The organism is Pseudomonas sp. REB1044 (genome assembly GCF_038813925.1).
Classification (GTDB): domain Bacteria; phylum Pseudomonadota; class Gammaproteobacteria; order Pseudomonadales; family Pseudomonadaceae; genus Aquipseudomonas; species Aquipseudomonas boreofloridensis.
The window spans coordinates 90990-104294 of record NZ_CP046139.1; the positions used below are offsets into that span (position 1 = coordinate 90990).

Consider the following 13305-nt stretch of genomic DNA (forward strand, 5'->3'; position numbering starts at 1 on the left):
CGACGCGATGATCGAACCTCACCCCGCCGTCCCATCCTCGACCACCTTGAAGCGCAGCACGCCGATGACCTGACCGTCCTCGGTCAGCACCCGCACTTGCCACTTGCCCACCGGGTTGGGCGGGAAGTTCTGCTTGTGGGTCCAGGCCCGATAGCCCTCTTTGCGCCCGCCATGGATGTCCAGGGCAATGCGGTCCACTTCCTTGCCGTCCTGCTGCCACACGTGGAAGATCCGCTCGTTCAGGCCGCGTGGGGCGTTGATCGAGGTGTAGGCGTACAGCCCGGCGCTGCGGATGCGGCTGGCGTCGATCTGCTCCAGCGACTCGCCCGGCTCTCGGTCCTGCAACTGCGTGGTCACCGCCACTTCGGTCATCCACAGGGTCGCCGGCGGCACCCAGGAACGCAGCAACCAGCCGCCGCCGCCGATCGCCAGGGTCAGCACCACCAGCATCACGCCGCGTCGCCAGGTGTTGATCGGAAAGCTGCTGGCCAGGCTCGGGAACGACAGCACCATGGCGGCAATCAGCGCCAGCTTGAAACTCTGCGCGGTGGTCAGGTGCAGGATGATCGGCAGTGCGGTGAGCAGCGCGGCGAACAGGGTGAGCGTGTGCAGGGCCAGGAACAGCCAGCGGCGCGGGGCGAGCCAGCGGTAGTACAGCGGGTCGACGATGGAAATCAGCCCCGCTGCGCCGAGCAGACCGGTGAACACCAGTTGCCCGCTGTTCCAGGTGGTGGTGATGAAGAAGAACGGCAGGACGAAGAACAGGCTCTCCTGGTGGATCATCTGCGTCGCATAGCGCAGCAGCGGCTGCGGGATTTCGCGCTTGAAGGTACGGGCGAACAGGCCGGTGAGGGTGTTCTCGAGCATCAGCCATATCCAGCTGACCAACAGCAGGATGGCGATCCAGCTAGCCAGCCCGGCCTGGCGGTCGACCAGGATGAAACTGCCGATGCCCGACAGGAAACCGCCCAAGGCGATGACCCCTGGGTAGCGTTTGAGCAGTTCGATGATGCGCTGGACGATCTGGGGTATGGGGGGCATGGAGGCTGGCAGCAAGGTGAGGTGACGGTTCTGGCCCTGTCACGGATTCACCCGCGACACGGCCGGCTCAGAATAACGCCAATTCAACGTTCACGCGTAGCACCGCTGGGACGATCCGCCGGCCGGCGGCGGCGTCGCAGCAGCCCGATGGCCAGGATCAGCCCGAGCACCAGCGCCACCAGCCCGTACAACTCGTCGTAGCCCAGCAGCGGTTTCTCGATGCGCACATAACCGGGCGTGGCCAGCAACTGGCGCAGAGCATCGTTGGCCTGCGCCAGGCTGATCTTGCGCAGCTTGCCGATCGGATCGCCGAAGCGGCCGTCCTCGTAGTCGTTCAGCGCGCCCCAGTAATAGTCGGCCAAGGCGCTGTTGCCTTGGCTGGTCCAGCTTTCCCGAGCGATGGCGGCTTCCTTGAGGCGGGCGAAAGTGTCGGGGTCCAGGCCATGCTTGCGCAGGTCATCGAACGTGGCTTGCAGCACGGTGACGGCTTGGTCGATGTCGCCGCGTTCCAGGTCGGCGTTGAAGCTGAGCATGCCACTGTCGCCGAAGCTTTCCCGGCGCACCGAGGGACCGTAGGACAGGCCGTGGCGCAGGCGCAGTTGATCGTAGAGCGTCCAGTCGAGGTAGCGCGAGAGCAGGTCGAGGGTCTGCTCGTGGTCGCTGTCGAGCACCGGCTCGATGAACAGCCAGTGCAGCTTGGCACTGTCGCCGAGCCAGCCGCGGGTGAGGTCGCGGCGCTGTTCGGCCTGCTGGGTGATGCTGTCCAGGTCGCGCCGCTCGCCGGGTTCGGTGGCAGGCAATTCGCCGTAGGTGCGCTCCAGATAGGCGGGTAGCAAACGATCGAGGCCACCGACCACGATCAGGCTCATGTTGTTGGCGGCATACCAATGTTCGCGCATGGCCTGGACCTGCTTGAGGCTCATGCTGGCGATGTCGGAGCGCTCGGCGCATTTCAGCCCGAGCTCGACCGCCAATTGATCGCTGGCCGGGTGGCCGATGTCCTGGCGGTCCAGCCAGCGTTGCAGATGACCGTAGTGGCCGCCGTCCTCGCGCTCGACGATCCGCTTCGCCGTGGCCAGGGCCTTGGCGTCGATGCGCGTGTCGCGCACCGCCGCCAGCAGCAGGTCGAGTACCTTGCGCTGGTTGCGTGCCGGTGCCTCGACCACGAAGGTGGTGTCGGCCGCGCTGGTGAAGGCATTCCATTCGCCGCCCAGTGCTTGCAGACGTTCTTCCAGGCCGCCTTCGCCACTGTCGTCCAGGCCGCTGAACAGCAGGTGCTCGAGCAGGTGCGGCAGCTCGCGCTGGTCGCAGGGGAAGTCGTCCAGGCCGACACCGACCACCAGACGGATCGCGACGTGGTCGCGCTCGTAGCCGGACTTGAGGATCACCTGCAGGCCGTTGGGCAACAGATAGCCCTCGACCCGCGAGCGGTCGAGGGCGAGCGAGGGCAGGCTGAACAGGATGCAGCAGGCGAACATCAGGCAACGCATGGGCAGGCTTCCGGGCCGGTCTCCAGGTGTGCGGGGGTCAAGTGGGGCTGGCGTCTTCCGGCTGATCGTCGAGCAAAAGCCCGCCGGTGTCCGCGCCGCCCAGTACCACATAGGCACTGCTGCAGAACAAAGAGTTCAACCGTTTCATGTCGGCGATCAGTTCCAAGTGCAGTGAGCTGGTCTCGATGCTCTGCACCACCTTGCGTTGCAAACGGCTGACATGGGCGTGGGCCAGGCGCCGCTCCTGAGCGCGGAACCTGCGCTTTTCGCGCAGCAGCAGGCGCGCGCTTTGCGGATCGGCGCTGAGGAACACCGACAGCCCCAGGCGCAGGTTGGCCAGCAATTGCTGTTGCAGGCCAGCCAGCTCTTCCAGCCCGACCTCGGAGAACTCCCGGCGCTGGGAGGTCTTCTGCTGCTGGACTTTGCGCAGCATCCGCTCGATCAGGTCGCTGGCCAGCTTGAGGTTGATCGACAGCTCGATGATCTCTGCCCAGCGCTGGCTGTCATGTTCGCCCAGGTCTTCGCGCGGCATCTGCGCCAGGTACAGCTTGATTGCGCTGTACAGCGCTTCGGCATCCTCGCCCAGGGCGCGGGTCTGTTGCGCGAGTGCGGTCTGAGTGCCGCGCAGGGCACCGAGCATGGCATCGAGCAGGCTTTCGACGATATCGCCCAGGCGCAGGGTCTCGCGAGCAGCATTGGCCAGTGCCAGGCTGGGGGTCTGCAAGGCCGTGGGGTCGAGGTGACGCGGTTTGACCTGGCCGTTGGCCAGTTCGCGTTCGGGCAGCAGGGTGTTGCACAAGCGGCCCATGGGTTTGACCGTCGGCAGCATGATCACGCAGCGGGCGGTGTTGTAGAGCAGGTGGAAACCGATCACCAGCTCCTGCGGGCTGAAGCTCAGCGAGTCCATCCAGTCCACCAGCGGGTGCAGAACCGGAATGATCAGCAGCAGGCCGATCAGCTTGTACAGCAGGCTACCCAGCGCGACCCGACGACCGGCGGCGTTCTGCATGCTGGTGCTGAGAAACGCCAGCAACCCGCTGCCGATGTTGGCCCCGACCACTAGGCCAATGGCCACCGGCAGGCTGATCACCTCGGCGCCGGCCAGGGTCGCGGTGAGCAGCACGGCGGCCAGGCTCGAGTAGGAAATCATCGCGAACAGCGCGCCGACCAGCGCGTCGAGCAGAATATCGCCCGTGAGCGAGGCGAACAGCACTTTCACGCCCTGGGCCTGGGTGATAGGCGCTGCCGCCTGCACGATCAATTGCAGGGCCAGGATGATCAGGCCCAGACCGATGGCCACCCGGCCCAGCTGACCAATACGGGTCTGCTTGCGCGAGAGGAAGAAGATCACCCCGATGAAGATCAGCAGCGGTGACAGCCAGGACAGGTCGAAGGTCAGCACCCGGGCCATGAGCGCGGTGCCGACGTCGGCGCCGAGCATGATCGCCAGCGCCGGGGTCATGGCCATCAGGCCCTGGCCGACGAAAGAGGTGACCAGCATGGCAGTGGCGTTACTGCTCTGTACCACGGCGGTGACGACGATGCCGGCGATGAACGCCAGCGGGCGACGATCCATGTTCTGGCCGAGTACCCGGCGCAGGTGCGAGCCGTACACGCGCAGGATGCCGGTGCGCACAATATGCGTACCCCAGACGAGCAACGTCACGGCAGACAGCAGGTTGAGCAGGGTCAGCATGGTCGGGGCCCCCTTGTTACCGACGCCCCAGTGCGGGGCCAATGGGTGAAGCGGTGAGCCTGGCCCGGGGCTGGGCGGTTCTGTCAGTGCTCACTGAAGCTTTAGTGGGTTTGCGCAGGAGACGCCAGCTTCGCATGGCAGGCATTTATTTGAAACATTTGTGTCATGGAAAGCCTTGGGGCCGCAAAGCGGCCCCAAGGGTGGCGACGCACAGCTGGGCGGTCACTGGCCGGGCACGTCCTTGCGCAGCTTGACCGGGTCCTGCTCCTTGCCATCCTTGCGCGCCAGCGCCGTGCGCATGCGGATGTTGATCGCCTCCACCGCCAGCGAGAAGGCCATGGCGAAGTACACGTAGCCCTTGGGCACATGCACATCGAACGATTCGGCGATGAGCACGGTGCCGACCACGATCAGGAACGACAGCGCGAGCATCTTCAGCGAGGGGTGCTTGTCGATGAAGTCGCTGATGGTGCCGGCGCAGAGCATCATCACCAGCACGGCGACGACGATCGCCGCGATCATCACCGGGACGTGGGACACCATGCCCACCGCCGTGATCACCGAGTCCAGGGAGAACACGATGTCGATGATCGCGATCTGGATGATGGTGTAGAAGAACTTGCCGCCGCCGCCCTTGGGCGCCTCGCCGCTTTCGTCTTCGCCTTCCAGGCCGTGGTAGATCTCCTGCGAGCTTTTCCACAGCAGGAACAGGCCGCCGAAGAACAGAATCAAATCACGTCCGGAGATGCCTTCGCCGAGCACCACGAACAGGTCGTCGGTCAGGCGCATGACCCAGGTGATCGACAGCAGCAGCATGATCCGCGTGACCATCGCCAGCGCCAGGCCGAAGATGCGCGTGCGCGGCTGCATGTGCTTGGGCATGCGGCTGACCAGGATCGAGATCATGATGATGTTGTCGATCCCGAGCACGATCTCGAGTGCGGTGAGGGTGAAAAAGGCAACCCAGATTTCCGGGCTGGTCAGCCATTCCATGTGTATTCCTTCGAGCGGTGAAGGCGACGACCCCAAAGGGCCGCCGCGGTAGGGTGCTGCAGTTGTATTAAAGACTACTGAACAGCGGGAAAACTCCCATGAGCAGGGCGGCGAGCATTATGCACAGGCACACCAACACTGCCCACTTGAGGGTAAAGCGCTGGTGATCGCCGAATTCGATGCCGGCCAGGGCCACCAGTAGATACGTGGACGGCACCAGCGGGCTGAGCAGGTGCACCGGCTGACCAACGATCGAGGCGCGGGCCATTTCCACCGGGCTGATGCCGTAGTGGCTGGCGGCCTCGGCGAGCACCGGCAGGACACCGTAGTAGAAGGCGTCATTGGACATGAAGAATGTGAACGGCATGCTGACGATCGCGGTGATCGTCGCCAGGTAGGGCCCGAGCGCCTCCGGAATCACCGCCAGCAGACTCTTGGACATGGCCTCGACCATGCCGGTGCCGGACAGGATGCCGGTGAAGATGCCCGCAGCGAAGATCAATCCGGTCACCGCCAGCACGCTGCCGGCGTGGGCCGCGATGCGGTCTTTCTGCTGTTGCAGGCACGGGTAGTTGACGATCATGGCGATGCTGAAGGCGATCATGAACAGCACCGGCAGCGGCAGCAGGCCGGCGATCAGGGCGGCCATCAGCGCGACGGTAAGGGCGCCGTTGAACCAGATCAGCTTCGGCCGACGCGCCTCGGGGAATTGCGACACGCTGATTTCGCTGTGGTCGATGTCGTCGGTCGGCAGGTGCAGCTCGCCCAGGCGCGCACGTTCGCGCTTGCCGTACAGGTAGGCGATGGCGAGGATCGCCAGTACGCCGAAGGCCATGGCCGGGATCATCGGCACGAAGATGTCCGAAGGGTCTACGTGCAGGGCGCTGGCGGCACGGGCGGTCGGTCCGCCCCAAGGGGTCATGTTCATCACCCCGCCCGCAAGAATGATCAGCCCGGCCATGATGCGCGGGCTCATGCCCAGGCGGCTGTACAGCGGCAACATGGCGGCGCAGCAGATCATGTAGGTGGTGGCGCCGTCACCGTCGAGCGAGACCACCAGGGCCAGCACGGCGGTGCCGACCGAGACTTTCAGCGGGTCGCCCTTGACCAGCTTGAGGATCTTGCGCACGGCCGGGTCGAACAGGCCGGAGTCGATCATCAGAGCGAAGTAGAGGATGGCGAACATCAGCATCACGCCGGTGGGCGCGAGCTTGCTGATGCCCTCGAGCATCATGGGGCCGATCTTGGCGGAAAAGCCGCCGAACAGGGCGAACAGGATCGGTACCAGGATCAGCGCGATCAAGGCCGACAGGCGCTTGGTCATGATCAGGTACATGAAGGTGATGACCATGGCAAAGCCGAGGAAGGTCAGCATGACGGTACTCCAGGCGTGGCGCGGCGAAAGGTGTCGGGCGGATCAGCGCATTGGGCGCAGTGCGTGGAATACGGGGAGGGGTACTGCGGGGAGGCGGGCACAGGACAGCATCGGAATCACCATTGTTGTTGTTGATTGAGCCGGGTGTGCTGTGGATGCGCACCCTGGCTGACCGGTCTTTGTGCCGGTGGTGGCGCTATCCTAGGGGCGAAAGCTTTCAGCCAGCTTTCGCGGCGATGAAGGCGACAGGAGGTGGTGTCGAGGAAGACGAAGCGCAGGGCCGGTCAGAGGCTGTAAAACAAAACGGGGCCTGGTGATAGGCCCCGTCAGGGTTCAGATGGTCAGCGTCCAGTCGTAGTCGACGATCAGCGGCGCATGCTGGGAGAAGCGCGGCTGGCGTGGCAGGCGCGCGTTACGTACGCAGCGGCGCAGGCCCTGGGTGAGGATCTGGTAGTCGAAGCGATAGCCCAGGTTGAGCATCTCGGCCTGTTCGTTATCCGGCCACCAGCTGTACTGATCACCTTCGCGGCTGACTTCGCGCAGGGCATCGACGTAGCCCATTTCGCCGATGATGGCGTCCATCCAGGCGCGCTCGGGCGGCAGGAAGCCGGGCGACTGCTGGCTGTCGCGCCAGTTCTTGATGTCGAGCTTCTGCTGCGCCACGTACAGCGAGCCGCAATAGATGTACTCGCGGCGCTTGCGGCGCTGCTTGTCCAGGTACTTGGCGAAGTCGTCCATCAACTTGAATTTCTGATTCAAGTCTTCGTCGCCGTTCATGCCCGAAGGCATCAGCAGGCTGGCGATGCTGACCTTGTCGAAATCGGCCTGCAGGTAACGTCCGTAGCGGTCGGCTGTCTCGAAGCCCAGGCCGGTGATGACTGCCTTGGGCTGCATCCGCGAGTAGAGCGCCACGCCACCATGGGCGGGCACCTCCGCGTCGCAGGCATAAAGGAAATAGCCATCGAGCTGGAAAGCTGGGTCGTCGAGTTCAAAGGCCGAGGCGCGGGTATCCTGAAGGCAGATGACGTCGGCATTCTGGGCTTGCAACCAGCTGAGCAAACCACGCTCGGCCGCAGCCTGAATGCCATTTACGTTCACACTGATGATCCGCATAAATGGCCCCAAAAATCTCGTGCGTGTATGATACCCGAGCTCAACTCATTTAGCTAAATCCGTGGTGTCCGGGACTTTTCATGCAGCCGTATCAGCGCGACTTCATCCGTTTTGCCATCGATCGCGGCGTGCTGCGCTTCGGTGAATTCACCCTGAAATCGGGGCGTACCAGCCCGTACTTCTTCAATGCCGGTCTGTTCAACAGCGGCTCGGCCCTGGCCCAGCTGGGACGTTGCTATGCGGCGGCCATCGTCGACAGCAAGATCCCCTTCGACGTGCTGTTCGGTCCAGCCTACAAAGGCATTCCGCTGGCCGCCGCCACGGCGGTGGCGCTGGCCGAGCATCATCAGATCGACGTGCCCTGGTGCTTCAACCGCAAGGAAGCCAAGGACCACGGCGAAGGCGGCAGCCTGGTCGGCGCTCCCCTGGCGGGCGAGGTGCTGATCATCGACGACGTGATCACCGCAGGCACCGCGATCCGCGAAGTCATGCAGATCATCCAGGCCCAGCAGGCGCGCGCCGCCGGTGTGCTCATCGCGCTGAACCGCGAGGAGCGTGGTAACGGCGAACTCTCGGCCATCCAGGAAGTGGAGCGTGACTTCGGCATGCCAGTGGTCAGCATCGTATCCCTGACCCAGGTACTGGAATTCCTGGCCGATGATCCGCAGCTCAAGCAGCACCTGCCGGCGGTCGAGGCCTATCGAGCGCAATACGGGATCTGAGCGCCGATCGTCCATAAAAAAGGCGACCTTTGTAGGTCGCCTTTTTTATGGCTTCGACGCAGTGCTCGTCGCTCAATCGGTGCCGTACTTCGGCGAGCGCGGCCCGTACAGGATGCCGCCGTTGGGGTTCGGCGACAGCAGCCGGGCGCTGGTGATACCGGCGATCGGATAGCCCGCGTCGTCCTGCACGCTGGAGATGATCTGGTTCACCGCTGCGGTGATCAGCATGCCGACAAGCCCGCCCTGGTTCTGCCGGCCTTCTTCGCTGGAGGCCGACGCCGCGCCGGTCCACAGGGTGGCGCCGGTTTTCAGGTCGACCAGCTTGGCGCTGGCGGTGACGATGGTTGCGCTGCTCAGCACCATGTAGCGGGTGCCGTAGTCGCTGACGGTCACGTACAGCCCGGCATCGGCGCCGAAGATCTCGCGCAGCTTGGCGGCCGGCAACTCATGGATGTCCGCCGGAGTGGTCATGCCGTTCTGGCGGAACGTCTCGGCCACCAGCGCCACCGGCATCACGTAGTAGCCCGCTTCGGCCAGCGGATAGGTGACCTGCGCCAGCATGCTGTAGCTGGCCTTGACGTCCGGCGAGTTGTTCAGTGGCGGCACGATCAGGATCGACTTCGGCCGGCTCTGCTTGAAGGCGGCGTAGTCGGTGGTCTTGCGCTCGGCGCAGCCGGCGAACAGGGCCAGCACGCAGGCGCCGACCAAGCATTGGGTAAGGCGCTTGATCACGGCTTGGCTCCTTGCGTGGCGTTCTTCATCAGGAAGTCCATGTAGGTCGCCGACTCAGGGAACAGCGCTTTCTCGGTACGGAATTCCTGGATCATCTGGTCATCCTTGCCCAGGCTCGAGTAGAGCAGACCCAACTGCGCGTGATAGCCCGGCGGCACCGCGCCGTTCTTGGCCTTGATCTTCTCCAGATCGCGCTCCAGGGCGATGACCTGTTCTTCCTTGGACTGGTCGTTGAAGTACTCGCGCACCTGGGGCTGGTAGCTTTCCCATTGATACAGCGGTTTTGGCGTATTGCAGCCGGCCAGCAGGGCGCTGGCCAGCAGAAGGCTGGCGCCAGTGCGCCAGGCCGAGCGGGTGATACTCATGTACGTGCTTTCCTTGTCGTGTTACGGGCGTCGAAACGTCGGGCGTCGATTACTGGGCCTGTGGCTTCCACTGGCCACTGTCCACGGCGCTGACCAGCTTGTTCACCGCCTCGCGCATGGCCAGGTCCAGGACCTTGCCGTTGAGGGTGGAGTCGTAGCTGGCGGTGCCGCCAAAGCCGATGACTTCGCGGTTCGACAGCGCGTATTCGCCGGCGCCCTGGCTGGAATACACCACTTCGGAGGTGCTGATGTTGACGATGTTCAGCGCCACCTTGGCGTAGGCGATCTGGGTCTTGCCGCGGCCGAGAATGCCGAACAGCTGGTGATCGCCCACTTCCTTGCGGCCGAACTCGGTGACATCGCCGGTGACCACGAAATCGGCGCCCTTCAGGCGCTGGCTCTGGCCCTTGATCTGCGCTTCCTGCTGGATCTCACCCATGTTGTCGCGGTCCAGTACGTTGAACCGGTGGGTTTGCTGGAGGTGGGTGATGAGGATGGTCTTGGCCTGGCCGCCGAGGCGGTCGACGCCATCGGAGAAGATGCCGCGCATGTAGCTCGAACGGTTGTCGAACTTGCCGACGGCGATCGGGGTGCGCACGCCGCTGTAGGGGCGGTTGACGCTCTCGACCTGTTGAACGGCCACGGCAGTGGAGGTTTCGGTAGCGCAGCCGGCGATGGACCCGAGGGCGATGGCGGCGGCCAGCACGAGTCCTTGTGATGCGTAGTTCACGCGAGTTTCTCCAGATGAACGGTAACTTTTTGCAACGGGCGTGCATTCTGCCACGTTGTTTCGGCCGTCTGGAGGGAAAGTTGAGAAACGTGAAGTGCATCGCGGGACCGTCCATTGCCGAAGGCACGGACGGTCCCGCGAAGTCTTGCTACGACGCTGTCAGGCGCGTTTGCGGTTGGTGATGAGGGTGCCGACGCCGCTGTCGGTGAAGATCTCCAGCAGCACCGCGTTCGGTACGCGACCGTCGATGATGTGCGAGCTGTTGACGCCGCCCTGCACCGCCTCGAGTGCGCACTTGATCTTCGGCAGCATGCCGCCGTAGATGGTGCCGTCGGCGATCAGTTCGTTGACTTGCTCGGTGGTCAGGCCAGTGAGCACCTGGCCCTGCTTGTCCATCAGGCCGGCAATGTTGGTCAGCAGCATCAGCTTCTCGGCTTTCAGCGCCTCGGCCACCTTGCCCGCCACCAGGTCGGCGTTGATGTTGTACGACTCACCGTTGGCGCCCACGCCGATCGGCGCGATCACCGGGATGAAGTCGCCGCGTACCAGCATGTTCAGTAGCTCGGTGTTGACCCCGACCACTTCGCCGACATGACCGATGTCGATGATCTCGGGTGTGGTCATTTCCGGGGTCTGGCGGCTGACGGTGAGCTTCTTCGCACGGATCAGCTCGGCGTCCTTGCCCGTCAGGCCGATAGCGCTGCCGCCGTGACGGTTGATCAGGTTGACGATGTCCTTGTTCACCTGACCGCCCAGCACCATCTCCACCACATCCATAGTCGCCGAGTCGGTGACGCGCATGCCGTCGATGAAGTGGCTCTCGATCGACAGGCGCTTGAGCAGATCGCCGATCTGCGGGCCGCCGCCATGCACCACCACCGGGTTGATGCCCACCGCCTTCATCAGCACGATGTCCCGGGCGAAGCCGGTCTTGAGCTCTTCGCTCTCCATCGCGTTGCCGCCGTACTTGATCACCAGGGTCTTGCCGACGAAGCGGCGGATGTAGGGCAGCGCTTCGGACAAAACCTCGGCTACATGGGAAGCGGCGTCGCGATCGAGGGTCATGCAGGGCTCCAGTATGTGAACGTCAGAACGGCAGGTGCAGGCCAGGCTCGACCTTGTGCAACTGCTCACGGAATACAGCCTTGATTCGGTTCAGTTCTGTCTCGCTGTCGGCCTCGAAGCGCAGCACCAGCACCGGCGTGGTGTTGGAGGCGCGAACCAGGCCCCAGCCGTGGGGATAGTCGACCCGCACACCGTCGATGGTGGTGAGTTCGGCCGCGCCCCAGTCGGCGTCGCGTTGCAGTGCATCAATGATGCTGAATTTACCCTCGTCGGTCACATCGATGTTGATTTCCGGCGTGGAAATATCGTTCGGGAACGCGGCGAACAGGTCTTCGGCAGACTGCTCGGCCTTGCTGAGGATTTCCAGCAGGCGTGCGGCGCTGTAGATACCGTCGTCGAAACCGTACCAGCGTTCCTTGATGAAGATGTGCCCGCTCATCTCGCCGGCCAGCAGCGAGCCGGTCAGTTTCATCTTCTTCTTGATCAACGAATGACCGGTCTTCCACATCAGGGCGCGACCGCCGTGCTGCTCGATCAGCGGGGTGAGGCGGCGGGTGCATTTGACGTCGAAGATGATCTCGGCGCCGGGGTTGCGCGACAGCACGTCCTGGGCGAACAGCATCAGCAGGCGGTCGGGGTAGACGATGCTGCCGGTGTTGGTCACCACGCCGACGCGGTCACCGTCACCGTCGAAGGCCAGGCCCAGGTCGGCATCGGTTTCGCGCACCTTGGCGATCAGGTCTTCGAGGTTTTCGGGCTTGCCCGGGTCCGGGTGATGGTTGGGGAAGTGGCCGTCGACCTCACAGAACAGCGGGATCACGTCGCAGCCCAGGGCCTCGATCAGGCGCGGGGCGATCACGCCCGCCGCGCCGTTGCCGCAGTCGACCACCACCTTGAGCGGCTTGGCCAGCTTCACGTCCTCGACGATCTGCTGGAAATAGCGCTCGAGGATCTCGACGCGTTCGACGCTGCCCTCTGCGCGGGTCAGGTCGTTGGTTTTCAGGCGGGTCAGCAGGGCCTGGATCTGTTCATTGGCCAAGGTGTCGCCGGCGATGACGATCTTGAAGCCGTTGTAGTCCGAGGGATTGTGGCTGCCGGTGAGCATCACGCCGGAGGTGCCGGCCAGCACGTTGGCGGCGAAGTACAGCGCGGGGGTGGGCACCAGGCCCACGTCGCTGACCTGGCAGCCGGCATCGGCCAGGCCCTGGATCAGTTGCTCGACCAGCATCGGGCCGGACAAGCGGCCGTCGCGGCCTACGGAAATCTTCGGCTCGCCCTGGGCGAGGGTCTGGGCGCCGATGGCGCGGCCGATCCAGTAGGCGGTCTCGGCGTGCAGCGTCTTGCCGACGATGCCGCGGATGTCATAGGCGCGGAAAATGCTGTCCGGCAGTGCGGGAACCAGCTGGGCCATATCGTTCATCTCAGGGGACTCCAAGGGTCTGAGGCTTCTGGGTAGGCGCAAACAGAACGCTTGGACGGTCGTTGGACCCAAGAGTTCGCCATCCATGGCCCCGGTGGTCGTTTCAGCGGGTACCGGAGTGACCGAAACCGCCGCTGCCGCGCTGGGTTTCGTCGAAGGCCTCGACGATGTCGAAATGCGCCTGCACCACGGGCACCAGGATCAGTTGGGCAATGCGCTCGCCGACGCTGATGGTGAATGCGGTGTTGCCCCGGTTCCAGCACGAGACCATCAGTTCGCCTTGGTAGTCCGAGTCGATCAGACCCACCAGGTTGCCCAGTACCACGCCGTGTTTGTGGCCCAGACCGGAGCGCGGCAGGATCATCGCTGCCAGGCCCGGATCGCCGATGTAGATCGACAGGCCGGTGGGAATCAACAGGGTCTGACCGGGTTCGAGGACGGTGTCCTCGGTGAGCAGGGCGCGCAGGTCCAGACCGGCGGAACCGGGCGTGGCGTACTGCGGCAGGGGAAATTCGGTACCCAGGCGTGGGTCGAGGATCTTGGCTTGAAGAGCGTGCATGTAA

General features: G+C 64.1%; 13 protein-coding genes. 1 reads left to right on the forward strand and 12 read right to left on the reverse strand.

Going from position 1 to position 13305, the window contains the following annotated elements; all coding sequences use genetic code 11:
- Positions 1 to 18: 18 nt before the first annotated feature.
- The 6 genes from GKC70_RS00445 to GKC70_RS00470 form a co-directional block, all read right to left on the reverse strand.
- Positions 19 to 1041: a DUF5924 family protein gene (locus tag GKC70_RS00445; RefSeq protein ID WP_342650129.1), complete on the reverse strand. Its 1023-nt coding sequence runs from the start codon at positions 1039 to 1041 to the stop codon at positions 19 to 21.
- A gap of 83 nt (positions 1042 to 1124) precedes the next feature.
- Positions 1125 to 2531: a pitrilysin family protein gene (locus tag GKC70_RS00450; RefSeq protein ID WP_342650130.1), complete on the reverse strand. Its 1407-nt coding sequence runs from the start codon at positions 2529 to 2531 to the stop codon at positions 1125 to 1127.
- Between the two features lie 37 nt (positions 2532 to 2568).
- Positions 2569 to 4227 (reverse strand): Na/Pi cotransporter family protein, encoded by a 1659-nt coding sequence (locus GKC70_RS00455; RefSeq protein ID WP_317872176.1) that lies wholly within the window; start codon positions 4225 to 4227, stop codon positions 2569 to 2571.
- 222 nt (positions 4228 to 4449) lie between these two features.
- Complete coding sequence (locus tag GKC70_RS00460; RefSeq protein WP_029613183.1) at positions 4450 to 5220, reverse strand: TerC family protein; 771 nt, start codon at positions 5218 to 5220, stop codon at positions 4450 to 4452.
- Between the two features lie 67 nt (positions 5221 to 5287).
- The gene (locus tag GKC70_RS00465; protein WP_039582006.1) at positions 5288 to 6595 is read right to left on the reverse strand and encodes a CitMHS family transporter; all 1308 of its coding nucleotides are present in this window, start codon (positions 6593 to 6595) and stop codon (positions 5288 to 5290) included.
- A 333-nt stretch (positions 6596 to 6928) separates the two neighbouring features.
- Positions 6929 to 7708, reverse strand: coding sequence for an exodeoxyribonuclease III (locus GKC70_RS00470; protein ID WP_039582003.1), 780 nt, complete (start codon positions 7706 to 7708; stop codon positions 6929 to 6931).
- A gap of 80 nt (positions 7709 to 7788) precedes the next feature.
- Here GKC70_RS00470 and pyrE point away from each other — a divergent pair, with 80 nt between their 5' ends.
- Positions 7789 to 8430, forward strand: a complete 642-nt coding sequence (gene pyrE / locus GKC70_RS00475) for an orotate phosphoribosyltransferase (protein WP_029613181.1) — start codon at positions 7789 to 7791, stop codon at positions 8428 to 8430.
- A gap of 72 nt (positions 8431 to 8502) precedes the next feature.
- Here the strand turns inward: pyrE and GKC70_RS00480 are convergent, their stop codons facing one another.
- The 6 genes from GKC70_RS00480 to dut form a co-directional block, all read right to left on the reverse strand.
- Entirely contained in the window at positions 8503 to 9138 is a 636-nt protein-coding gene (locus tag GKC70_RS00480; RefSeq protein ID WP_039583310.1) for a DUF799 domain-containing protein, read from the reverse strand.
- A gap of 20 nt (positions 9139 to 9158) precedes the next feature.
- Positions 9159 to 9527 carry a DUF4810 domain-containing protein gene (locus GKC70_RS00485; protein ID WP_342650131.1) on the reverse strand — a complete coding sequence of 123 codons (369 nt, stop codon included), beginning with the start codon at positions 9525 to 9527 and terminating at the stop codon, positions 9159 to 9161.
- A 49-nt stretch (positions 9528 to 9576) separates the two neighbouring features.
- Positions 9577 to 10257 carry a CsgG/HfaB family protein gene (locus GKC70_RS00490; RefSeq protein WP_342650132.1) on the reverse strand — a complete coding sequence of 227 codons (681 nt, stop codon included), beginning with the start codon at positions 10255 to 10257 and terminating at the stop codon, positions 9577 to 9579.
- A gap of 159 nt (positions 10258 to 10416) precedes the next feature.
- A complete protein-coding gene (gene argB, locus GKC70_RS00495) occupies positions 10417 to 11322 on the reverse strand; it encodes an acetylglutamate kinase (protein ID WP_029613177.1) in 906 nt (301 codons plus the stop codon).
- Between the two features lie 22 nt (positions 11323 to 11344).
- Positions 11345 to 12742 (reverse strand): phosphomannomutase/phosphoglucomutase, encoded by a 1398-nt coding sequence (locus GKC70_RS00500; RefSeq protein WP_342650133.1) that lies wholly within the window; start codon positions 12740 to 12742, stop codon positions 11345 to 11347.
- Positions 12743 to 12845: 103 nt separating this feature from the next.
- Positions 12846 to 13301 carry a dUTP diphosphatase gene (gene dut / locus GKC70_RS00505; RefSeq protein WP_029613175.1) on the reverse strand — a complete coding sequence of 152 codons (456 nt, stop codon included), beginning with the start codon at positions 13299 to 13301 and terminating at the stop codon, positions 12846 to 12848.
- Positions 13302 to 13305: the final 4 nt, after the last annotated feature.

Excerpts from the sequence above, each read along its gene's own strand:
- GKC70_RS00445 (WP_342650129.1), bottom strand. The coding sequence starts at position 1,041 with ATGCCCCCCATACCCCAGATCGTCCAGCGCATCATCGAACTGCTCAAA.
- GKC70_RS00485 (WP_342650131.1), bottom strand. The coding sequence starts at position 9,527 with ATGAGTATCACCCGCTCGGCCTGGCGCACTGGCGCCAGCCTTCTGCTG.
- GKC70_RS00460 (WP_029613183.1), bottom strand. The coding sequence starts at position 5,220 with ATGGAATGGCTGACCAGCCCGGAAATCTGGGTTGCCTTTTTCACCCTC.
- pyrE (WP_029613181.1), top strand. The coding sequence starts at position 7,789 with ATGCAGCCGTATCAGCGCGACTTCATCCGTTTTGCCATCGATCGCGGC.
- GKC70_RS00470 (WP_039582003.1), bottom strand. The coding sequence starts at position 7,708 with ATGCGGATCATCAGTGTGAACGTAAATGGCATTCAGGCTGCGGCCGAG.
- argB (WP_029613177.1), bottom strand. The coding sequence starts at position 11,322 with ATGACCCTCGATCGCGACGCCGCTTCCCATGTAGCCGAGGTTTTGTCC.
- GKC70_RS00500 (WP_342650133.1), bottom strand. The coding sequence starts at position 12,742 with ATGAACGATATGGCCCAGCTGGTTCCCGCACTGCCGGACAGCATTTTC.
- GKC70_RS00455 (WP_317872176.1), bottom strand. The coding sequence starts at position 4,227 with ATGCTGACCCTGCTCAACCTGCTGTCTGCCGTGACGTTGCTCGTCTGG.
- GKC70_RS00465 (WP_039582006.1), bottom strand. The coding sequence starts at position 6,595 with ATGCTGACCTTCCTCGGCTTTGCCATGGTCATCACCTTCATGTACCTG.
- dut (WP_029613175.1), bottom strand. The coding sequence starts at position 13,301 with ATGCACGCTCTTCAAGCCAAGATCCTCGACCCACGCCTGGGTACCGAA.
- GKC70_RS00450 (WP_342650130.1), bottom strand. The coding sequence starts at position 2,531 with ATGCGTTGCCTGATGTTCGCCTGCTGCATCCTGTTCAGCCTGCCCTCG.